The 22,789-nt window shown below is 43.4% G+C and carries 21 protein-coding genes and 1 pseudogene; 20 read left to right on the plus strand and 2 right to left on the minus strand.

Annotation, left to right across the window (positions count from 1 at the left end; genetic code table 11):
- Window positions 1-66: 66 nt before the first annotated feature.
- On the minus strand, window positions 67-1,221 hold the full coding sequence (locus NHH16_RS09240) for a helix-turn-helix transcriptional regulator (protein ID WP_262069311.1): 1,155 nt from the start codon (window positions 1,219-1,221) through the stop codon (window positions 67-69).
- Between the two features lie 199 nt (window positions 1,222-1,420).
- On the opposite strand from NHH16_RS09240, the gene NHH16_RS09245 reads away from it, so the two are divergent.
- The 15 genes and pseudogenes from NHH16_RS09245 (at window position 1,421) to NHH16_RS09310 (ending at window position 16,907) form a co-directional block, all read left to right on the plus strand.
- Window positions 1,421-2,239, plus strand: coding sequence for an MBL fold metallo-hydrolase (locus tag NHH16_RS09245; RefSeq protein ID WP_262069312.1), 819 nt, complete (start codon window positions 1,421-1,423; stop codon window positions 2,237-2,239).
- Window positions 2,232-3,914: a glycoside hydrolase family 13 protein gene (locus NHH16_RS09250; protein ID WP_262069313.1), complete on the plus strand. Its 1,683-nt coding sequence runs from the start codon at window positions 2,232-2,234 to the stop codon at window positions 3,912-3,914. The genes NHH16_RS09245 and NHH16_RS09250 overlap by 8 nt, the downstream gene beginning before the upstream one ends.
- Window positions 3,915-3,916: 2 nt before the next feature.
- Entirely contained in the window at window positions 3,917-4,810 is an 894-nt protein-coding gene (locus NHH16_RS09255) for an alpha/beta hydrolase (RefSeq protein WP_262069314.1), read from the plus strand.
- Between the two features lie 15 nt (window positions 4,811-4,825).
- Entirely contained in the window at window positions 4,826-5,644 is an 819-nt protein-coding gene (locus NHH16_RS09260; RefSeq protein WP_262069315.1) for a ChbG/HpnK family deacetylase, read from the plus strand.
- A gap of 9 nt (window positions 5,645-5,653) precedes the next feature.
- A complete protein-coding gene (locus NHH16_RS09265; RefSeq protein WP_262069316.1) occupies window positions 5,654-7,018 on the plus strand; it encodes an MFS transporter in 1,365 nt (454 codons plus the stop codon).
- Between the two features lie 76 nt (window positions 7,019-7,094).
- A complete protein-coding gene (locus NHH16_RS09270; RefSeq protein ID WP_262069317.1) occupies window positions 7,095-7,709 on the plus strand; it encodes a TetR/AcrR family transcriptional regulator in 615 nt (204 codons plus the stop codon).
- Window positions 7,710-7,771: 62 nt separating this feature from the next.
- Entirely contained in the window at window positions 7,772-7,999 is a 228-nt protein-coding gene (locus NHH16_RS09275) for a FeoA family protein (protein ID WP_262069318.1), read from the plus strand.
- Window positions 7,996-8,388: a FeoB small GTPase domain-containing protein gene (locus NHH16_RS15645; protein WP_316043931.1), complete on the plus strand. Its 393-nt coding sequence runs from the start codon at window positions 7,996-7,998 to the stop codon at window positions 8,386-8,388. The genes NHH16_RS09275 and NHH16_RS15645 overlap by 4 nt, the downstream gene beginning before the upstream one ends.
- A gap of 23 nt (window positions 8,389-8,411) precedes the next feature.
- A complete protein-coding gene (locus NHH16_RS09280) occupies window positions 8,412-9,215 on the plus strand; it encodes a nucleoside recognition domain-containing protein (RefSeq protein WP_316043932.1) in 804 nt (267 codons plus the stop codon).
- Window positions 9,216-9,250: 35 nt separating this feature from the next.
- Window positions 9,251-9,496 (plus strand): FeoC-like transcriptional regulator, encoded by a 246-nt coding sequence (locus tag NHH16_RS09285; RefSeq protein WP_262069319.1) that lies wholly within the window; start codon window positions 9,251-9,253, stop codon window positions 9,494-9,496.
- A complete protein-coding gene (locus tag NHH16_RS09290; RefSeq protein WP_262069320.1) occupies window positions 9,481-9,876 on the plus strand; it encodes a heavy-metal-associated domain-containing protein in 396 nt (131 codons plus the stop codon). The genes NHH16_RS09285 and NHH16_RS09290 overlap by 16 nt, the downstream gene beginning before the upstream one ends.
- Window positions 9,877-10,270: 394 nt before the next feature.
- Window positions 10,271-11,245, plus strand: coding sequence for a helix-turn-helix transcriptional regulator (locus NHH16_RS09295; protein ID WP_262069321.1), 975 nt, complete (start codon window positions 10,271-10,273; stop codon window positions 11,243-11,245).
- 147 nt (window positions 11,246-11,392) lie between these two features.
- Window positions 11,393-14,854, plus strand: coding sequence for a glycosyl hydrolase (locus NHH16_RS09300; RefSeq protein ID WP_262069322.1), 3,462 nt, complete (start codon window positions 11,393-11,395; stop codon window positions 14,852-14,854).
- Between the two features lie 111 nt (window positions 14,855-14,965).
- Window positions 14,966-15,577 (plus strand): cytidylate kinase-like family protein, encoded by a 612-nt coding sequence (locus tag NHH16_RS09305; RefSeq protein WP_262069323.1) that lies wholly within the window; start codon window positions 14,966-14,968, stop codon window positions 15,575-15,577.
- Window positions 15,577-16,907, plus strand: a pseudogene (locus tag NHH16_RS09310) (MATE family efflux transporter). The gene NHH16_RS09305 and the pseudogene NHH16_RS09310 overlap by 1 nt, the downstream one beginning before the upstream one ends.
- A gap of 3 nt (window positions 16,908-16,910) precedes the next feature.
- On the opposite strand, the gene NHH16_RS09315 reads toward NHH16_RS09310, so the two are convergent.
- Window positions 16,911-17,834, minus strand: coding sequence for a GrpB family protein (locus tag NHH16_RS09315; RefSeq protein ID WP_262069324.1), 924 nt, complete (start codon window positions 17,832-17,834; stop codon window positions 16,911-16,913).
- Window positions 17,835-17,989: 155 nt separating this feature from the next.
- Between NHH16_RS09315 and NHH16_RS09320 the strand changes: the two genes are divergently transcribed.
- The 5 genes from NHH16_RS09320 (at window position 17,990) to NHH16_RS09340 (ending at window position 22,708) form a co-directional block, all read left to right on the plus strand.
- On the plus strand, window positions 17,990-18,526 hold the full coding sequence (locus tag NHH16_RS09320) for a DUF6323 family protein (RefSeq protein ID WP_262069325.1): 537 nt from the start codon (window positions 17,990-17,992) through the stop codon (window positions 18,524-18,526).
- Between the two features lie 143 nt (window positions 18,527-18,669).
- On the plus strand, window positions 18,670-19,752 hold the full coding sequence (locus tag NHH16_RS09325) for a ligand-gated ion channel (protein WP_262069326.1): 1,083 nt from the start codon (window positions 18,670-18,672) through the stop codon (window positions 19,750-19,752).
- 16 nt (window positions 19,753-19,768) lie between these two features.
- Entirely contained in the window at window positions 19,769-20,518 is a 750-nt protein-coding gene (locus tag NHH16_RS09330) for a hypothetical protein (protein ID WP_262069327.1), read from the plus strand.
- The gene (locus NHH16_RS09335) at window positions 20,499-21,773 is read left to right on the plus strand and encodes an ion transporter (RefSeq protein ID WP_262069328.1); all 1,275 of its coding nucleotides are present in this window, start codon (window positions 20,499-20,501) and stop codon (window positions 21,771-21,773) included. The genes NHH16_RS09330 and NHH16_RS09335 overlap by 20 nt, the downstream gene beginning before the upstream one ends.
- Before the next feature lie 155 nt (window positions 21,774-21,928).
- Window positions 21,929-22,708 (plus strand): DUF6179 domain-containing protein, encoded by a 780-nt coding sequence (locus tag NHH16_RS09340; RefSeq protein ID WP_262069329.1) that lies wholly within the window; start codon window positions 21,929-21,931, stop codon window positions 22,706-22,708.
- Window positions 22,709-22,789: the final 81 nt, after the last annotated feature.

Here is a 22,789-nt window from a genome sequence, read left to right on the forward strand (position 1 = left end):
TAAAAGAAAGTCTCACCCTAGAGTCACATTTGATTCTAGAGTGAGATTTTTTAACGTTTAGAGGTACTATTCTGCTAGTAATTGCCGCCGGTATTCTCTAGGAGTGGTTCCTAGCACCTTTTTAAAAGTGGTAATGTAGTAGCTTTGACTAGAAAATCCATACAATGAGGCAATTTGCGAAGTAGAGTAGTTGGTATGTCTAACAAAATAACTAGATTCTTGGATTTTGCGGGCAGCCACATAGTTGGCGAAGGCAAAGCCAGTCTCCTTTTTAAAACGGGCGGATAGATAGACTGGATGAACGCCAGCATAAGCAGCGGCCTGAGACAGACTTATCTTAGCATCTAAGTGATTTTCTACGTAGTGCACAACTTTAAGGATGGGGGGCGAGTAGGATTCCTCTAGGCGCCGATGGACGAGACCGATAAACTGGAGCAAGATATGTTCTTCAAAGTCTAGTACCGTACGTCGCTCGTTCATTTCTTCCACTCGCTGAGTTAAGGCGTCGCTAAGGGCAAAGGCATCATTGGCGCCAACTCCGGCTTGAATAGAAGCTCGGGCTAAAAAAGCAATGGAACCGATGAGGGAATTCTTTACGGAGCGTAGAGGGTTTTTAGCCAGCACGGCTTTTTCGCCATGAGCATTTATTTCGTGTAGAGTAGCCAGTGCTAAGGCCTCATTTCCTTTGGCAACGGCCTTCGAAAGCTTTTCCTCGAGGGCATAAGGGCTGTGGTGAAACAGGGATTCCCGGTCAGCATAAATGCTATCGTAATATTCCCTAGGCTTTTCCGGCTGTTCACCAAGACCAAGCAACTGCCGGTGTTGGTCTGCGAAATAGTAAGCGGCTACCAGAACTCTTATAACTGGATCGGCTAGCGAGAGTGGGGAAGCGTTTTCGCCCCCTTCTAATACACCTTCGTACAAATACTGCCATTTTTTACACAGGCTTATTATTGTGGCCTGTGGTTGCCCGTTTATGTGGGCGGTCTGGCTGATAAACATAGCCCCGCCGGCATAGGCAGTTTGGATAAGACCAGCCTCACCGCGGTAGCGTATACCAAGCCCCAGGGCCAGGCGCTCGGGACTGCTAACCACGCCAAATAGCTCCAGTAAAACTTGGTGGATCGCCGCAGCACAAGGTCCGTCGTAGGTATTTATGGCTGTCTCCCAAAGAGGTGTTATGGTCGCCACAAGAGCGACTTCATCGGAATACGTTCTCATTATTCTCCTTTACAAAAACAGACTTGGTTGTGCAAAACAACCAAATCAATACGGTTACTAATTGTTGAAAACGACAAAAAAGAGGACACATTAAAATAATAACATAAACATTAAAATATTGAAAGACAGTGTCTATAAGGGCGGATATAATATACCTATAAATAGGCAAGAAAGTTGCTCTTTGGAAGGAGTTATAAATATGAGAGACAATCGCTACACCGTTTACCCTATCACCGAAACAACCTTTGCCATTGAAGAGAAAACCCGGATTAGTCAAGGACTCTGCTATTTGCTTTGTGGAAAGGAAAAGGCCTTGTTGATTGATACGGGTCTTGGCTTTAAAGGTCTTAGGGAGACCGTCAAAGGTCTTACGTCTTTACCTGTTATCGTGGCGAATACTCACGCTCATATTGATCATATTAGAGGCAATCACTTCTTTGAGGAAATCTGGTTTCACCAAAAGGATAAAGGGGTGTTTGCGCTACATACCGACAGAAGGTATACCCGGAAGCTCTTAGGCGAGGGGATGCCGGCACCGGTGCAAGTTGTGCTAGGCTGGGTGGCTAAGGGGTTATTGAGTGTGAATACAAGTGGACAATACCACTATTTTGGCGACGAATACATCTTCCATTTAGGTGAGCGAGAGGTGGCGGTAGTGCCTACACCTGGACACACCCCTGGTTCGGTATGCTTTTTAGATAGGAGTGAGCGTCTACTCTTTAGTGGCGATACTCTTTGCGAATGGGGAGTCTTATTACACCTTACTAAGGAAAGCTGCTCATCCCAGGTGTTTGGAGAATCTATGCAGAGATTACAAAGCTTAGAAGCTGACTTTGACACAATCTGGCCAGGGCACCATAGCTTTCCGGTGGATAAAAGCTATATTGACGATTATTTGACCTGTGCTAGGAAAATAGTCCAGGGAAAGGCGCAGTATGGCATAACAAAAGGAAGACGCTGCGCTAAATATAACCGGGTCCTGATTACGGTGCCCGCTAAGGAGGATGTAAATGGATAAGCGAAAATGGTGGAAGGAAAGTGTTGTTTACCAGATTTATCCTCAGAGTTTTTGTGATGATAACGGAGACGGCATAGGGGATATTTTAGGAATTATAAAGAAATTAGATTATTTGAAGTGGCTAGGTGTGGACGTGCTTTGGCTGTCACCTTTTTACCCTAGCCCTGGTTATGATAATGGCTATGATATTAGTGATTATGAAGGCGTTGATCCCCGTTACGGAACCATGGAAGATTTTGAACGATTGTTGGCGGAAGCACATAGTCGGGACTTAAAGGTTATCATCGATTTGGTGGTGAATCATACTTCGGATGAGCATCCTTGGTTTACAGCGGCTAACGTAGATAAAACGGCGCCTACAAGGGACTATTATATATGGCGCGAGCCTGGGAGTGATGGTCAGTTACCCAATAACTGGGGAGCCTTATTTGGGGGACCTGCTTGGAGTTTAGATAGGGACAGTGAAGAATACTACTTGCACCTTTTTTCGCCTAAGCAACCAGATCTTAACTGGGAGAATCCTAAGCTGCGAGCAGACGTTTATGCCATGATGGATCGTTGGTTAGCTAGAGGTGTGGACGGCTTTCGCATGGACGTCATTAGTCTGATTGCCAAGCCGGCTGATTTGTCGGACGGACCAGTAGGACCAAGCGGATACTTTGATCCGCGAGGCCGCATTGCGGCAAATCCCCGGGTACACGAACATCTACGGGAAATGCGCCAAAAAGCTTTGGCAGGACACGATATTATGACGGTAGGGGAAGCCGCTGCTACGACGCTAGAGGAGGCTCGTCGCTTTACCAATCCGGATGGCAGTGAATTAGATATGGTATTTCAGTTTGAGCACATGGACTTGGACGGCGGCGAAACCTTTAAATGGAACGACCAAGTGATTCCTCTACCGGAACTAAAAAAAGTAATGGCAAAGTGGCAGCAGGGACTTGAGCAGAGGGGCTGGAATGCCTTATTCTGGAATAATCATGACCAACCGCGAATGCTTTCTCGTCTAGGAGACGAAGGAGAATTGCGGGAGACCTCGGCGAAGATGCTGGCAGTGTGCCTCCATATGCTAAAAGGGACGCCCTTTATCTATCAGGGCGAGGAGCTGGGAATGACCAATATGTGCTTCGCGAGTTCCGATCAGTTACGTGACAGCGAAAGTCGCAATGCGTATCAGCGCTATACAGAGGATGGGAGCATCTCTAAGGAGGATATGCTGCGGTATATCAGTCTTAAAAGTCGAGACAACGCCCGTACACCGATGCAGTGGAGCGGGAACATCGGGGCAGGATTCACCACCGGGAAACCCTGGATGGATATTAACGCGAACTACACAGTTATCAATGCCCAGGAGCAAAAGAGTCGCGGGGATTCGGTACTCGCCTTTTACCGGGAGCTTATCCGCCTGCGACGTAACTACGCAGTCATCGTCTACGGGGAATTTGTACCTGATGATTTAGACAATCCGGATGTTTTTGCGTACCAACGCTGTCTTTTGCACCAACGCTTGTATGTATGCTGCAATTTTACCTCACAAAGACAGCAATGGGTCCCGCCAGAGGCATTTGCCGGAGATGACGTAGAGTTACTTTTGACCAATATAGAAGCTAGTACTTATCTTGAAAATCATCAGCTAGCCCCTTATGAGGCCGTGGTTTTATTGAAGGAGGAATAGTTATGGCACCACCGATTAGAAAAACAAAATTTGTACCAGAATGGATTGATATGGGTCCGAAAATTCCTGTACCCAGAATAGACTGGATTAAAGATAAACAATTAGACATCGCTTATGGTGACGATTCCCTGCAGCGCTATGATCTCTATTATCCCGAAAAAAGGCCGGAAGGGCTTCTACCGGTGGTAGTTATTGTTCATGGGGGCGGCTTTATGCACATGGATAAGCGGGATTGGCACATGTACCCAGGCTTCTTTGCCCTAAAAGAGGGCTTTGCTTTAATTTCTGTTAATTATAGGTTGGCGCCAAAGAACAAGTATCCGGCAGGGGTAAACGACCTTATAAGGGCGATCCTTCATATTAAGGAACATGCTTTAGAGTGGGGGTTAGATGCAGAGCGTTTATGCTTATATGGCACCTCTGCTGGCGGAAACCTAGTGTCACTTGTAGGGCTTAAGGGACATAAAGAGAAGACAGCCTATCAGGTGCGAGCGGTGGCGGCCCTGTGCCCGCTGGTAAGTTTTGTATGGACTTACGATGATGTGCGCAAGAAACAGACGTCCCTTTACACCCGCTTAATGGCGCCTTACTTGTGCCGTTCGTATTTTGGCGATTGGCCGTCTAAGATAGCTGAAAAGATGCGTCTTGCCAGTGCAGAAACGTATCTGGAAAAAACGATACCACCTTTTTATCTGCAAATGGGAACCAAGGACAAGGATATCGACTGTCATAACGTAGTCCGCTTCTATGACCTGCTGGCCAAGGTGGAAAATGCTACGGATGACAATCTCGTTCTCGATCTTCTTGAAGGTGCACCCCATGCCGGCGCTGGACCAGAGTACTTGGAACCTCAGAACATTTTACCTATTTTGGAATTTTTCAAACGACAGTTTTAGAGAGGAGGAATCGAGATGGCAAGAATAGATATGGTGGCTCGCAGTGATGATCTAGGTAGCAGTATTAGCGCCAATCAGGCTATTGACAGAGTGACACGAGCAGGATTTATAAAAAATGTTTCGGTTATGGCACCAGGCCCTCATGTGGAGGCGGCAGCGAAGCTGCTAGCAGGGCGTCAGGATCTTTGCTTTGGGATGCACACCACTTTAAACGCAGAGTGGGATAAGGTAAAGTGGGGACCGGTAATACCCCTTGATGAGACCAGCGGATTAGTAGATGCCAAAGGCTATTTCTTAAGCAATCCTTCGATGTTTGCAAGCACCAAACCAGCGGTGGAGGCTATTATGCGGGAGGTGGCAGCGCAACTGGAAAAGCTGCATACGCTAGGGTTTGCTATTCAGTATCTGGACTCCCATATGTTTCCCGAAATGGTGATTCCAGGGCTTGATGAGGCCATGGAGGACTTTGCGAAGAAGAAAGGTCTTATCGACCATATGTATTTTTATAATCTGCCGCCAGGGTTTCAGGACTTTTCAGGAGGACTACCGGCCATGACAGAAGCTCTTAAAACCCTGCCGAATGGTCAGTACTTTTTCGTCACCCATCCTTCGCTAGATACGGAGGAAATGCGTATGACTGGCAATGCAGAGGTGCGCGGGGAAGAGGTGGCAAAAGCCCGTGCATATGAAACAGAGGTATTCTCTACCCCTGAACTGGTCCCGATGTTAGCAGCTATGGATTGCCAGGGATTGAGGTATGACCAGGCGCTACCCCAGCAGCGGGCAAAGGTAGAAGCATTTAAGCACATGAGTGATTATGAGCAAGAAAGTTAGAGGGAGATTATGGATAACAAACTATTTCGTACCAGCGGTATTGAACGCTGGGGATTCGGTCTTTTTATGGCTGGCCAAAGCGTTATAAATACTTTTGCCGGCAGTTTTTTACCGCTGTTTCTTACTAATATTGGCATTACCGCCTATGCGGTGGGGGTCTTGTTTTTATTTGCCCGAGTATGGGATGCAGTGAACGACCCGATTTTTGGTGCTATTTTGGACAGGACCAATTTAAAGTCAGGTAAGTTCTTGCCCTTTTTGCGTGCGGCGAACGTGATGCTTCCGGTTACGGTGGTGTTAATGTTTGCCATTCCTAGTGGAATTGCCACTGGATGGAAGATTCTGTGGGCCTTTGTGTCTTATCTGCTATTTGATATCGCATATACGATGTGCGATGTGCCAATCTTTGCCATGACTAGTGCGGTCACCGACCAGGTACATGAGCGAATCAATATTATGTCTCGCAATACGGTGCTTTCTACCCTTACGGCAATCGTGGTAGCGGTAGCTGGACCGGGGCTCTACAGTTCCCTTGGGCCTTTGCCGACAGCCGTTATCTTAAGTATCGTTGCCGCCTTTTTGATGTTCTTTATGAGCCGCTATGCGAAGGAGCGCTACGTCAACAAGGATGAGGAGGAAGTGACACTAAAAAGCATGCTAAATTATGTGAAGAGCAACAAATATCTGCGTATCGGTTTCCTAGGGATTATGATCCTTAGTGTCACTAGTATGACAAATGCAGTGATTACCTACTTTGCGGTAAACTGTCTCGGAAATTTAGGTATGGTAAGCGTCCTTTCGCTATTTATCGCCTTACCATCGTTAGTGATGGGAGTATTGATGCCGGTACTCACTCGCAAGTTCGACAAGTTCCATTTGCTGATGGTGGGGATTATCGGTCAAACAGTAATGAGTGTGGTCTGCTTTTTGGCAGGATATGAAAATCAGGTGTTGTTCTTTATCCTACTAGGCGTGCGGGGCATTTTCTTTGGTATCCAGCTGATTTTACAGTTGCAATTCACCGGTGATTTCGTTGAGTATGGCGAGTTTGTTACCGGAAAGCGCTTGCAGGGAACGGCCTATTCCATTCAGACTTTTGTCTTTAAGTTTATGAACGCGGTGCCGGGTGCGGTGGCGATGTTTATTTTAGGAGCATTCGGCTTTGTTTCAGGAGAAGGTGCCGTGCAGCCGCCTTCGGCTATCAACGCTATTTGGGTGCTATTTATCCTTTCGCCGGTAATCGGCGCACTTATTTCTTTACCGATTTTTGCCAAATATAAGCTTCGGGATAAGATGGTGCAGATTATGGCAGCCGCTAACTCGGGCGATATTACAAGGGAAGAAGCACAGGAGCAACTGGCCGGAAAGCTTTAAAGTAGTTTTTTCCTTGACAAAATCCCGGCAAAGGAATAAGATAACATTGTTATATTAAGAGGAGGGCAGTCAGTGTATGCGGTTGCTGAATGAAAAAACAAAGTCTGCCATTCTTGAAGCAGGGAAAAAAGAGTTTTTAGAATACGGTTTTGAGAAAGCTTCCCTGCGAAGAATTGCCGCTATAGCCCAAGTGACTACAGGAGCAATTTATACGTATTTTCCAGATAAAGGGGCACTGTTTGAAGCGCTAGTGAGAGAGCCGGCCGAAGAGCTAAAGGGACATTTTCTAAAGGCTACGAAGACGATGGATGAAACCTTAAGCGAAGATATCAGCTCTTGGCGTAAATGGCTAGATGTAGATCCGCGGTCTTTGGTCGATTTTTTGTATCAGCACTTTGAGGCGTTTCACCTTCTTTGTTGCAAGGCTAGTGGAACCAGTTATGAAGGTTATATGAATGGTCTTGCGGAAATGGAGACAGCGGCGACTACGCATCTGATTAAGCATCTACAGCAAAGCAAGGTGCTTAAGCGAGAATTAGAAGAAGAGTTAATTCATATTATTACCAGCACGTATTATGCAGGCATCTTTGAGCCTATCGCTCATGAGATGCCAAAAGAAAAGGCATTGCAGTATGTGGAAGTATTAGGAGAATTTTATACAGCCGGGTGGCAGAAAATATTGGGGTTTTAACCCTGATATTTTTTAACCAATAGTTAGTGAAAACTAACCAGATTTTATGAGGAGGAAAGGAAATGCAAAAATTAAACGAGTTACAACCAGGGCAGCAGGGCACCATTGCGGGAGTACAAGGCGATACCCGATTTTTGACCAGAGTAATCTCTATTGGTCTAACGGTGGGGAGCCGGGTGGAAGTACTAAGAAATGAAAAGAAGATGCCTTTATTACTTTACGGGCGAGACAGCGTGGTTGCCCTTAACCGAGAAGAAAGTGACAATATTTTGGTGGAGGTGAGAGCATGAGTACTATGGCAGCAACAAAAACGCCGGTTATTGCGTTACTAGGAGAACCAAACTCCGGTAAATCTACGTTATTTAATGCACTTACCGGTTCCCATCAACACGTAGGTAACTGGCCAGGAAAGACGGTAGAAAAAAAGGAAGGGTATTTTACGAAAGATGGCGGACGCTATACGGTGACGGATTTACCAGGGAGCTACAGTCTTTCAGCAAACTCAGATGAAGAGGTGATTACGAGAGATTATATCGCCAGTGGCAAAGCGGATGTGGTGCGTATCTTAGCAGATGCGGCTCAGCTTGAGCGAAGCATGTTTATGCTAGCCGACTATGCGGGGATGGATTGCCCGGCGGTACTGCTCCTTAATTTGATGGCTATTCACCAGTATGGTTAGCAGCCAAAGCTCTAGAAGGAGATATGGTGGTTATTGCTAAAGTACGGGAAGGCTTACCAGCAGAAAGTAAAAAGGCGTTTGAAGAAACGTTAGCGCAGATAAAAAACGGCGCCCTTTTAACGGGAGATTGTAAGTTTAAGCGGATTGACGAAACGCTACAAGGGGCAATCACCGGGAAAAAGCAAGGTGTGGCACTCTCAAAGTTTGATAAAAAGGCAACTAGTAAGCGCTTGGTAAAAGAGGAAGACCGAACAGGTCTGATTATGGAATTACCACCTTACCACAAGCCAAAGTGGGGAGCACTACTTCGCTCGATTCTTGTACAAACTAGGGAGATTTTGTGGAAAGCCATTAAAGTGATCTTCATTGTGTCTTTGGTCTTTTGGCTACTAACGTATACGAGTACCGGAAATCCAGAAACGACGATTTTATATCGTTTTGGTCGGATGATTGAACCAGTGACAAGTATTTTTGGTTTTACCTGGCAGACGTTTTTAGCATTTGTTTCCTCAGCGATTAGTAAAGAAGCAGCCTTAGGTGTGCTTTCTACCTTATATGTAGGTGGTGGAAGTCTCTTCTCAGCTACTTTTGGAGGAAGCGGCACGGCCGCCAATTTAAGTGAGGTGCTTGCTACTTCCATTACGCAGGCGCAGGCGTTAGCGTTTATCTTTGCGGTTACCTTTAATGTACCTTGTCTAATGGCCATTAGCTCTACGTATCAGGAGACACGTTCCCTTAAGTGGACGCTTAGAATAGCTCTTTACTATTTCTGTGCGGCTTTAGTATTAGCCTTTCTGGTTTATCATATCGGGATGCTTATTTTCTAAAGATAGTTACATTTTTCAAAAAGGAGGCGGGGCAAATGTTAATCAAGCTTTTGACCTTACTAGATGAGGGACGGGCGTATTCTCAACTAGAATTAGCCGAGAGTCTTGGCACCGGAGAAGAAGGTGTCAAGGCTCAGGTGGAATACTTGGAACGAATGGGACTCTTGCGGCGAGTAGAGCGCGGCGGTGGCTGTGAAAGTTGCGGTGGCAAATGTGGCAATGGCTCCTGCGATTGCCAAAACGTGGCTCCGCGAGGCCCCGTTATGTGGGAAAAGGTTTAAAGATGACGACGTATATGATTGCTGGTCTTTTATTTGTTTTTTGCGGCTACGTTCTTTATAATTATGTGCGTAAGTTGCGCCGTGGTGATAGCTGCTGCACTGAAGGCGAGGCGCCGATTAAGAAAGTACGGGTGGCTGACCGAAATAAAGCAAATTATCCATACCAGGTTACGCTACGTATTGAGGGTATGACTTGTGCCAACTGTGCTTTGCGGGTTGAGAATGGACTGAATAGCTTGCCGGGAGCTTATGCCCAGGTGGACCTAGGGCAGCACCTAGCTAAGGTTCTTTGTAAAGAAGCGCCGGATATTATGACTTTAAAAAAGGCTGTTAGAGATGCTGGATATATTGTTGTAGAGGTGAAAGATACTGAGAAGTAAAAAAATGAGGGACTATCGGGAAATAAGACAGTCCCTTTATTGTGCAAAAAAGGTATTAAGAGGTGTGAGTATACATGTTGATTTTTTGTATGATTTGCAGCAAAAAGTTATACTCTACTAGCCGTGAAGGATTGTAGAGTTTACCTAACTCGTAACGGACAGGGCCAGTGTGCTATTGTAGATATAAAGGAATTAGACGAGGACTGGACGTTGAAGATTTTGGTCTTTCGTTAGAAATAACGGCTTTTTGTGATAATAAGAAATTTAAAATTTACCCAATATCCAAAAAATCTACCATAGGGTTGGATTTGAGACTATGCTAAAGTAAAGTTAGGAACCCGTTATAGATATTAAGTTAAATGTACAAAATGTATATATTTAAAGGAGAATATTTATGGTGGATGTATTACTGGAAGCAATTCGAGATTTTCAAGAAAACAGGGCGACCTATCAAAACGAAATTATACCAAATAAGAAATGGGCAAAACAGGTACACGAACAAGGATTTTACACAATAGATAAAATTATAGGTATGCCACAGATAGATATCTGTCTTCATTTTTGTCCGGCTTCTTCTTTAAAGCAGATTCCTTTACACAATCATGATTTTTATGAACTTGTTTATGTCTATAAAGGTCAGGCATTACAGATGATGAGAGACCAGCACATATCGCTGCATCAAGGTGATATCGTTTTGATGGATCCAAATACCGTTCATGCGATTCATGTAGAAAATGAAACGGATTGTGTGATTAATCTTTTAATCAAAAAAGAGGTGTTAAATGAATCCGTTCTACTTTTTTTAAAACAGAATCCGCTGGTCTCACGTTTCATGGTAGATTATATCTATGGCTTGAAGAAAGACGATAATTATATCTTTTTCCCCAGTTGTGAAGAGAAAGCTATCAATAGATTATTAGTGAAGTTGATAGAGGAGTTGAGCATGCAGGATGCTCATTTTGAATCTATGATTTCAACCTGTTTGATTGCACTTTTTAACGAATTATCAAGAAATGCGAAAGAGATGAATGCATTGAAAAACCGAAATGAAGTCGATACAGTAATGAACTCAGTGATTGCGTATATTCGTGACAATCTGAATACAGTAACCTTAAAGAAGGTGGCAAATGAATTTCATTACTCGACCAGCTATATTTCGCGATTGGTGTATCTATATACAGGAAAAAGATATGTAGAGGTTGTTCACGAAATGAAACTTGAAAGAGCGAAGCAATATATTGAGATAGGAGAATTATCCATCGGACGTGTTGCAGAAATGGTCGGATTTAATGATGCCAGTTATTTGCACCGAGTTTTCAAAAAAAGATATGGTTTATCACCAGCAACGTATAAGAAAAGGAACGGATAAGAGTTTTCTTTCACTACTCTCATAGATGATTATGTGCAGATAATCACAAGAAATCACATCGTTTTTTACAATGTAATTCGCTTAATATCGCGATAGAATTGTAAGGGTTAAAGGAAGTGGGATTTCGTAAAAGAAGAGGGTATGAACATGAAAAAAAGAAGTAATGTAATTGCGGGAATTCTTAGTGTTAGCATGATTTTATCTGTGCTAGGTGGAAATTTAAACGATGTTGGTCTTACTCGTGCTGCCGAAACGGAGTTATCAGCTTTTGAACAAGAATTCAAATCACCAAACAACGATGCGAAGCCATTTATGCGCTACTGGATTGCACCGGGACGGATGAATGAAGAACAAGTGCGTAGGGAAATGGAAGCATTTGCGTTAGGAGGCTTTGGCGGAGTCGAATTGCAGAGTCTTGAATTGGCCAAGGGGTCTGTAATCAATGATCAGACGTGGAATGAGACGATGAAGTGGATTCTCCGGGCTGGAAGAGACTTTGGTATTCAAGTGGATTTTACCATTGGACAACTTTGGCCCATTGCGACACCGGCTATAAACGATATTGATGATGATCGAACTGAGCAGAGAATATACAGTACGACTGTAGATTTTAGTGCGACGGCTCAGAATATGGAGTATGCGGCAACAGAGTATGTTTTTCCAGATGCGGGCTCAGGTTTTGCAAGTGGACGTAAACACGAATTGATAGCGATTACAGCGGCTATGAAATTAGAAGATGGTACTTATGATCCAACCACGGCTGTCAGTTTGTTAGGAGAAGAAAGCAATTTTGATGAGGCTAGTGGCGCTATTTCTTGGAGTGCTCCGCAAGAAGGGGAGTGGAGTATCTTTTACTTTTACCGGCAGTCATCTGGAGCAACTACCATGATAGTTGGACAATATGTTATCGACCATATGAGTGCAGCTGCGACCAAAGCAGTGACAGATAACTGGGATGAAGCGATGAATTGTGACTCAGAGTTAAAAAGTCTGTATGAGCAAAATGGTGGGAGTATTTTTGGAGATTCCTTTGAGTTAAGATCTAATTTGTGGACAGTAGATATGTTGCAAGAATTTGCACAGCGTCGCGGATATGACCTTACTCCGTGGCTACCGGCCATTCATTATGAGATGAATTCAATTGGTAATGATGTCCGTGAAGACCTTTATAAAACAATGACTGAATTATTAGCAAATAATCATATGCACCAATTCAGTGATTGGGCAAAGGGTCATAATATGACCTTGAGATATCAAGCGTATAGTAGTGCAGGTAGCAGCGTATTTGAACTTACGGAACCAGCGTTTGCTTCTGATATTATAGAAGCAGAGTCTTACGCTATGAGTGGAAGTGCTCCTGATGCCTATAGGCAGTTAAGTGGTGTTGTAAATATGCGCGGAGATAATCTTTACACAGTCGAAGGCGTCGAAATAGGGCAGGATGCGTGGAGAAATACTTGGTTAGAGACAAAGAGAAAAAATGGCGAAAGTCATCACCGAGGATACATGTATTACGCAAATCGCTTTTATGCTGCTGGCGTTAATAAAGCGATTTTTCATGGCACCACCTATAAAATGACTGATACGGAAGGGCTGGGTATGCCACCATGGATGCCAGCGGATACGAGTTGGCCGGGCTATTCGGCGATGTCGCTCATGAGCTATGGAAATGAATGGGATGATAAGACTCCTATGTGGGATAATGTTGATATAATGACGGATTCTATCTCACGTACCCAGATGGTGCTGCAACAGGGTCAAGGAGATGTTGACTTAGCGGTATATAGAAATCTACACGGAAAAGGAAATGTGCGTAATGATATTACAGCAGTGGAGCAGAATGGCTATACATATGACTATGTTACTCCTTTTTTACTCGATTTAGATAATGCTGTGGTAGGAATGGAAGATAATAGAGCCGTGTTAGCTGCCGATGGTCCATCGTATAAAGCGTTAATCATTGAACCAATGAATGATGGGACAGTTCCCAAAATGTCATTGCATATGGCAGAGAAGATTTTAGACTATGCTCACAATGGATTGCCGGTCGTAATTATCGGTGAAGCTCCAAGCCAAGTAGATGGCTACATTGCCAAAGAAGGGATAGATCCGGTAAATGGTCAGGCGGAGGAAAATACGCAGCTTGCGGATTACATGAATCAGCTAAAAACCTTGGATAATGTAAAGTCAATTGGCAGCAGAGAAGAACTGGCGGCTAATTTGGCTCAGCTGGGTGTAACGCCTGATATGCAACCAGAGGCACCCCAGAATATTTATAGTAATCACCGCCACACCGCAGATGCAGAACTTTATTTTCTATATAATGACGGAAGTGAAGATAGTACACAAAAACTCACCTTAAAAGGGTATGGGAAACCATATTTATTAGATCCTTGGAGTGGAGATATCACTCCCATAGTCTCTTATGTAGATAATAATGGCACGATAACTATGGATGCTCAGATAGAGGCGATGAGCACCATGATGGTGGCGATTGCTCAAGAGGGTTGGAGTAGCCATAGTATTTCCAACCAACTAATTTCTACGAATGCTGATGAAGTGATTTATGATAGGATGGCATCGACGGTCGCGTTACGGTCGTATACGGGTGGCGAAATTTCAGCAGAAATGAGCGATGGTACAAAGATTTCAGCGACAACAGAATTAGCGGATGAAGCTAGGAACTTAAACAACTGGCAAATGATACTAGAACAATGGAAGCCAGGAGAAACAGCACATGATACAATCGTTGAAGATACAAATAGCTATGATTTAAGTGAAATTGGACTTGTTCCTTGGTATGATATCGATGCACAGAACTTAACGAAGGCAGCAGGAGTTGCAAAGTATACGACTTCCTTTGAATTGAATAAGGGCTGGGAAGAAGGGCAAGGTGCAATCCTGTCTTTTGATAATGCTGCAGATGTTATGCGACTATTTGTAAATGATATCGAGGTTCCTCTTAATCAGTTGACGCTTAAAGCAGACATAGGACCATATCTTAAAGCCGGAAATAATACCATAGTTGCCAGAGTTTCTAGTAATGTTTCAAACGTCAAATATGCAAATAATGATAATGATACGTATGCCTTCGGTATCGTAGGTGAGGTAAAGTTAGAGCCATATGTACATGTCCGAGCTTTGGGAGAAGTGTTACCAGAAATTTCAATTCAGGGGCCTGAAGCGCTTCCAGAAGGTAAAATCGGCCAAGATTATTCAGCCACCATCTCGGCTTTAGGTGACAATATAGAGTGGTCTGTAGATGGAAAGCTTCCAAAGGGCTTAAGCTTTACAGAAGGGTCAATCAATGCAGAATATGTTTTAAAGGGAGTGCCTACGGAAGCGGGGATTTTCAAATTTACTGTTTCGATAAAAAATAGCAGTAGTAGTGCCTCTAAAGAATATACGCTTACGGTTGTGGGAGATAAACAGCAGGCCCCAAAAGGCGATGAAAATGCGAAAACGAGCCAGTTAGCAAAAACCAATAAGACAAAAACGGGAGATACAAATCGTATCTGGATAGCGCTTGGTTTGCTTATCCTCTCCAGTATTTGTTTAGTAATTGTGATCTTAAGAAGGCGTAAAAGAAGGTTATATAAGGACTTATAGAAATAATTGAAATAGGTTTAGAGGCTTAGGGTATCCTAAGCCTCTTTACTTATCTTGGGTTTTGTGGTGAACTGTAATATAATGGGAACAATTTTGGAAGAGGTGATGAGGATGAATATTATAACAGTTAGTAGAGAGTTTGGCAGTGGCGGCAGAGAATTAGGAAAGAGTCTGGCAGAGCATTTGGGTATTGCCTATTATGATAAAGAAATTTTGCATACGATAGCGGAAGAGTTAAAGATGGATGAAGGGTATATCAGCCGCAAGATGAATAGTGGCTACTCACGCTCGGTTCCTGTTTCTTTTGGAAAGACGTTCGCTGGCCTTAATCAGGTCGAAGATACGGTGAAAATATTGGTAGAGCAGCAGAAGATTTTAAAAGAGCTTGCGGCTAAGGGTGAGGACTTTGTCATCATTGGCAGAAATGCCGATGTGATTTTACAGGAGTATGAGCCTTTTAAGATATTTGTCTATGCGGAGATGGAAAGTAAGATTAGAAGGTGTCAAAAGCTAGGCAAGGATATGAACGAGCTTACTGATAAAGAAATGAAAAAGCAAATTCTGCGGGTAGATAAGGGAAGAAAGAAAAATAGAGAAATTATCACCTCTGCGGTATGGGGAGATAAGGAGAACTATCAATTGTGTATTAATACCTCGGATGTACAGATAAAAACGATTGTTCCGGCAACAGCGGAATATATTAAGGGTTGGAGGGGGAATTGATGAGAATCCAGTTATCGGATCATTTTAATTATCGGCGCCTCTTTCGCTTTGTATGGCCGTCGATTATGATGATGATTTTCACGTCGATCTATGGTGTGGTAGATGGAATCTTCGTATCGAATTATGTGGGAAAAACCGCCTTTGCGGCGGTAAATATCATCTATCCCGTCACAATGATATTAAGCGCCGTCGGGTTTATGATTGGTACCGGTGGCAGCGCCATTGTGTCACAGGCCTTAGGTGAGAAGAGCGAGGAACGGGCGCGGCAGTACTTTTCAATGTTAATTTACGTTGCGATTGGTGTTGGCATCGTCCTGGCAGTCCTAGGGGTAGCGTTCTTACGCCCGATAGCGATTTTATTAGGGGCAGAAGGAGAGATGATTGAACAATGCGTTACCTATGGCAGGATTCTTCTCGTGGTGTTGCCCTTTGCCATGCTACAATACGCGTTTCAAAGTTTTCTCGTGACGGCAGAAAGGCCCAATTTGGGTCTTGTTGTCACAATTGGTGCAGGCCTTACCAACATCGTGTTTGACTTTTTATTTGTTGCAGTATTTTCTATGGGGCTTGTGGGGGCAGCAGTAGCAACCGCTATGAGTCAAGTAATTGGTGGTGTTATTCCGCTAGTATTCTTTGCCAGGAAAAATAGTAGCACCTTACATTTAACGAAAGCAAAGCTTGATACGAAAGTATTGCTTAAAACGTGTTCTAACGGAGCTTCTGAGCTCGTTACCAATATGTCTACCAATATTGTCAACATTCTATTTAACATACAGCTGATGCGGATGATTGGCGAAGACGGGGTAGTAGCTTACGGCGTTATTATGTACGCAAACTTTATTTTTATCGCTATCTTCTTTGGATATGCTATTGGAAGTGCTCCGATTATCAGTTATCACTACGGGGCAAAAAATACTGGTGAACTGAAAAACCTGCTCAGGAAAAGCTTGGTGATGGTAGCTGGTTTTGCCATTATTATGCTACTGATGTCTCAGATTCTTGCCCCTTTTGTGGCGAAGATATTTGTTAGCTACGACGCTGAGCTTCTAGAGTTAACGACCCATGCGTTTCGTATCTATGCTATCTCTTTCTTATTTATGGGATTTGGTATTTTTGGCTCGGCATTCTTTACGGCGTTGGGAAACGGGGAGTATCAGCAGCGATATCTTTTCTGAGAACTCTGCTTTTTCAAATCGCTTGTATTTTGATATTGCCTTCTATTCTTGGCCTAGATGGCGTCTGGTTTTCGGTGGTGGTAGCAGAACTATTAGCAGTGATCGTAACCTTTGTTTTTTTAAGGGCGAATAATAAGAAGTATCAATATTATTAGGAATTATGAAAGCTTTTCTTTAGTTGCTCTAGCCATAATTTCCGCTACTACCTCAGACTTAGCGTCCGCGTAGTGCTGGATATGTGTCCAAGATTTCTTAGCGAGCTCTTGCTTTGTTTTAGCATAGAGTTCGCGGTCTTCTGGATGCTCCCGTAACCAGTCACGAAAGAGTAGCATTCTTTTGGCCTCTTCACAACCTTCTGTAAAGACATGAAGGTTGATTTTGTTTTCAGGACCTTTTAGCAACCGATGCCCGTACCAATCCGGTTCTCGAATGCGTAACGTATAGCCTAGCGCTTCTAGCGGTACAACGTAATCCTCCTCCTTGGCGGCATCGGGGACCAGTAGTAGCAGATCAAGAAGAGGTTTGGCAACGAGATTAGGTACGGAGGTGGAGCCAACGTGATGAATCTGGAGAGCCTTATCCCCGAGAGCCTTTTCTATTTTTTCCTTTTCACTAGCAAACCAAAGTGGCCAATCAGGGCTATAATCAGCCAGAAAGACATCGCCCTCTAAGGGATCTCTTTCACCGATGGTCACACTATCTACGTATTCATCCCAAGTCATTTCTCTGGCAGTAGCTTCTGCAAGAGCCAAGTCTAGCAGCTTGTAAGCCTGATGAAGGGCTTCAAGGTTATCTATAAGCATCTTCTGCTGCCAACTTCCATCCTTTAATTTAGTTAGCGATTTTTCTGATTTGCTGATAAGAGAAGCAAGAGGGGCTTGTGCGCGTTCCAATTCTTCCCGGCTTAAATCAGAGACAAAAGTTCCTCCATCTTTTTCAATCAAAGCTTTCGCAACTTCTAAGGCGTGAAGGCGATTTACCTGTAGAGTATATTGAGCTGTTCCCGGCGCAAATTTGGCCTGGGCAGCTTTGCTGCGAGAATGCATATCAGCGAGAGTTTGTAAGTTGTTTTCTGTATTCATAAGCATGGGTCTCCACTTCATATAGTAATAAAAAAAGACAAAAGAAACAGTTCTTTTGTCTGTATATATAATACCACAAAAACCCCGAAAATTCAAGACTTGTAAGGCTTGCTAAAGAGGCTTATACTGTCTAGACCTACTAAGGAGGTGTGTGGATGGAGATTAAAGATTTAAACGGTTTGTCATTAGTCACGAAGAAAAAGGAAGTCAAGGGGTTGATGGCGCGAAACGAGGCATCTGCTACGTTTCAGCTGTCGTTATCGGAAGAAGAAGCTACGCAGCTGGTGGAGAGCAAGAACCAAACCCTTAGGAAGTATAAACGCTTAGAGCTAGGCGAGAGCATCCTGGGAAAACTAGTAGATGCCTTTCAAGATTCTCAGTATCTTAGTCAAGGAAACTATTTAGAGACGTTAATAGATTTACAAGACTTATTTTATCAGTACAAAAATGAATGTATGGACTTAGTAAGCGATGATGAATTAATCGAATTTATGCGAGAGCAGTTTGAAGAGATTTGTTATGGTGACTTAGACTATCTTGGAGGAACGTGCCTAGAGCGCTTTAAAGAAGCGGTGAAGGCCGGATGGCGCAATAATGAGGAAAGAAGAAAAGAACGATACGATGAGCTCACGACCGAAAAAAGATGGGATAAGGATGTATATTTGGATGTGTTAAAGGAATTATTTTGGTAGAGAATACTGAAAAAATGGGCACTTGCAAGGGTTTAAAAAATTCGATATACTAAGGAAATAGATATAATCTTATTTGGGATGGTAGATAGTTACCATCCCTTTTTTCGGGATTTTATGTGAATTGAGTAAAAGAGGTGGGAACCATGCAAAAAAAGATTTACAAGAAGTGGCAGATTAAAAAGCTGGTCACTTGGTTTTTGGGAATTATTTTATGTGGAGGAATCTTTCTACAATATACTACATGGACGTTGTATCAAGATAAGGTGGCTGAAGATAAATATTGGCGCGGAGCGCTCCTAGAAAGTCCAGTGGACGAGGAGAAGGCAATTGCCCTTAGCCAATCCGCAACCAAGGTTACCGTGGGAACGTGTGTGGAAAGTTTGAAAGAAATTAATATGAAGAATAGCTACTACCGGGTAGCTTTCAAGGTTTGGTTTAAATGGCGTGGCGATAAAAGCCTTGATCTTGCCAATAATTTTCATGTGTATAACGGGACGATTAGCAAGATGGAGATTATTACGGATGAGACAGTTAACGGAGTAAATTACCAGCTCTGTAGCGTAGATGTAAATGTGTTCAAAAACTTTTGGACGAAGCGTTTTCCGCTAGAATCGCATCAGCTGCGTTTCTATATTGAGCCTTCTTATACCATCGATGAAGTGGTCTTTGAAGGAGATATAGAGAATTGTGAGATTAACTCTTCGGTAAGTATCGCCGGTTATGAACTAAAGCGCTTTGCTAATGGGGTACATACGAATGAATACGAATCCACTTATGGTATGCCAGATCAAGAAAAGGGCTCTTATACGTCGGAATTCATGACCCAAATGGAGCTGAACCGGAGTGGCTTCGGGCTGTATTTAAAATGCTTTATTGCCTTATTTGGCACGTCACTATGGGTCTTTATTATGGTAATCCTGTGTACGTATCACCGGATTGATCCTCTTTCGATGATTCCCGCAGCTTTATTTGGTACGGTTTCTAATATTATGATTGGGGCTAATTTGCTACCGGATGCGCTTGAGATAGGACTCTTAGAGTATGTGAATGCTTGGGGGATTTTGACCATTCTTTGTGGTGCTTTAATTATTATCAATATCAATCGTATTCGGACAAAATATAACGACAATAAATTTGCCGCTTTGTTTGGAAGGATTCTGTCGATGCTGTTAATTTTTATCGTTATCTTAGGTCATATTGTGATGCCAATTGCGGCGTATTTATAGAGGGGAGGAACAGTGCATGAAAGAATATAATACAGGTCTAGCGACGACGGTTTGGAACCCAGGTAGAATTAGGCTCTTAGTTGTCCTGACGATTTTGACGGTTATAGCTACACTCTTTTTTGATGATGTATTTTCGTTTCTTCCGTACGTCAATTTGCTTCCTATCTTGTTTGGTACTTGCGTTGGCGGACCAGTTTACGGAACGATTATCGCGATTGTGGTCTTTGTTTTTAATTTTCTAACGGGAGCGGAGCCAATCATTATCGTATTCGCCATCGAAGCGATCTCACTCTCGATTTTCTTTGGCGCCTATGTTCGTCTCGGCTTTTTTGCTACGATTAAAGGCGTCTGGGTAGGCGTCGTAGCCTGTACGTTAATGGATACGCTCTTTAAGATTCCTATTCACTTTGCTTTTAATGGAGGGCGTATACCCTACGATTCAAAGCTATTATTTTTACATGGCATATTAGAGCGGTTTGGTGAGAGAACTATGATCGCTAGCGTATTTTGCTTCCTGGTGGTAACCTTTATCGATATGGCGGTATTCTTATTCGTTATCTATTTCCTCATTAAGAAATTACCGAATTCAGTTATGGAGTTCTTCTCTATCCCCAGGGAATTTCCGACCATGCAAGTGGTTAAAGATGAAAAGGAAGAAGAGTTTCTAAGCGAAACGGATAAGCTAAAGGCGAAAGCTATGGAAAAAATTGAAAAAGCAAAAGAGACGGCTGGGGAAGGGCAAGCAGATGAGAAGACGGATATTTGAGCTAATTAGAAAAGCTGGTCCTGGCGATAAAGCCAGTCGGATCTACGACTGGTTTATCATGGTGGTGGCGATTATCAGTATTGTTCCCATGATGTTTCGGAATCCGCCTGAGGGGATAACTGGTATTCTGGAAACCGTATCCATTTATTTTTTGTTTTTGGATTATATCTTGCGCTGGATTACCTGCGATTATCATACGGGAAAGAGCGGTATACAGTCCTTCTTAATTTATCCCTTTACCCCCTTTGCAGTTATGGATATTCTCAGTATTTTGCCATCTCTTGGTCTGTTACCGCCTGCCTTTCGGGTATTGCGCTTGCTAAGACTTGGTAAACTATTACATTACTCTCGCAGTTTTGTACGGATTACCAACGTATTTAAAAAGCAAGGGAAAACCCTTTTAGCGGTGCTTAACCTAGCCATTGCTTACGTTGTTATCTCAGCGCTTATTATGTTCGTTTCGGAACCGGAGCAGAATTTCCCTCAGTTTTTTGATGCTCTATACTGGGCAACGACGGCTTTGACCACAGTAGGTTATGGAGATATCTACCCTAGTACTGACGTAGGTAAGTTTATCAGTATGCTGTCATCACTTTTTGGGGTGGCGGTTATCGCGATGCCAGCGGGTATTGTGACCGCCGGCTTTCTCGATGAGCTGAAAATAGATTTGAGTAAGACGGAGAAAAAACTAGAGAAGGTAAGCAAACTAAGTGGTGCATTTTTAAAGCGAAGCTTGCTGATTATGGGTGTTGGAGTAGGACTTGATATTGGACTTTATTATCTAGGGCACGTCTTTCATCTGCCGGCATGGCTAGATTCCCTAGGTACGGTATTGGCAGCAGTTATGATTGAACCGACAGCAGGGTTACTAGTGGCTTTTGCCTCCACCTTCTTTCAATCGGCCTTTGTCTACGGCGTTAACTCGTTGCTCTTTTACCTAATTGGGGGAATAGCAGCTCTAAGCTTTGGTCTGCTACTGAATAGGGATAGCATAAAGATAAAACGCCTGCTTTTGGCAATGCTAATCTATTTCGCAGCGGGAACGGTGATTGCCGGCTTGTTGACGCTCTGGAAGAATGGCGGTATTCCCGACAGTGGCTGGGAATATCGGTTCTATACTTGGAGCTTAAATAGAGGCTACGGCAACGCGCTCTCCTGCTTCTTCGGAACAGCCGTACTTAAGCTCGTGGATACCCTTGTGATTGGTATCACCCTACCAGTGCTAATTAAGATATCACGCAGGTTAGAAAAGTAAACTTTGTAGTTTCAAAAAAGAGCTCTTCTAGGTTCAAAACGAATCTAGAGGAGCTTTTTACTTAACTATATATTACCACAAAAACCGCGAAAATTCAAGACTTGTAAGGGGGTCCAAAGGGGCGTATACTGTCTAGACTTAGGAGGAGGTAGGCGATGGTATATAACGAAGAGGAATTGTTGCGGCTATTAGATCAGGTAATTAAGAAATCGGTATCTTATGAAAGCTCGTCGGTAACCTATGAGCGGGCTCAGGAGCTAATGGATGGAATCATGTATCACATAGAAGCATGTGGGGCAGAAGAGGGGAGTCTAAGGGATGAGAACACACCTTTAGAAGTTCTGTATCAGCAAGGACTTGAGATAACCAAGAAAAAGGTGTACCGAGCGAAGGCGGTTTATACGAAGATTATTGAAGACTTTCGAGACTATGGTGTAGAGAATTACCGGGAGACGATTTTAAAGGGAATGCCAGCTTTCTTCTTGAATTACGATCCCATCTATCTTCCCCAGAACCATATTTTGACCTTAGACTACCCACCTCTACACCAGGTAGTGGACAAAAGGGGTGCTGATTTGATCCTTGAGTATTTAGAAGATATTCGAGCTGAACAGCACTTCTTGAATAGGTTCTCAGAGAATGCCATTATTCAAGTCCTTGAAGAAGTGAGCTCTGACTATCGGCAGGATTATATGGATAATATTGTGTATTGCATCTTGCGGCAGGCACTTTTCTGTATGATTGCAGGGAAAAGAATGGAGAGTTTAGAGGTGGATGCAGAGGATAAAGAAGAGATAGAAGCCTTCTTTGCTGGGGATACAAAGGAAAAGGCGCTAGCAAAGATAAAAAGGCTAATCGAGATGCTAGAAGAGAGGCTTGATTTAAGAGAAGGTTATTTTCAAAGTTACGCTTTGGAGTTTTATGCACGCTTATGAGGTTAAACGTATAAGATATCCTTGACAACCGCCCGAAAACTTGCGTTAATTATCTTATACTACGAAAAGCAAACGGGGGAA

Origin of the sequence: Ohessyouella blattaphilus (assembly GCF_024721265.1) — a bacterium.
Classification (GTDB): Bacteria; Bacillota; Clostridia; order Lachnospirales; family Lachnospiraceae; genus Aequitasia; species Aequitasia blattaphilus_A.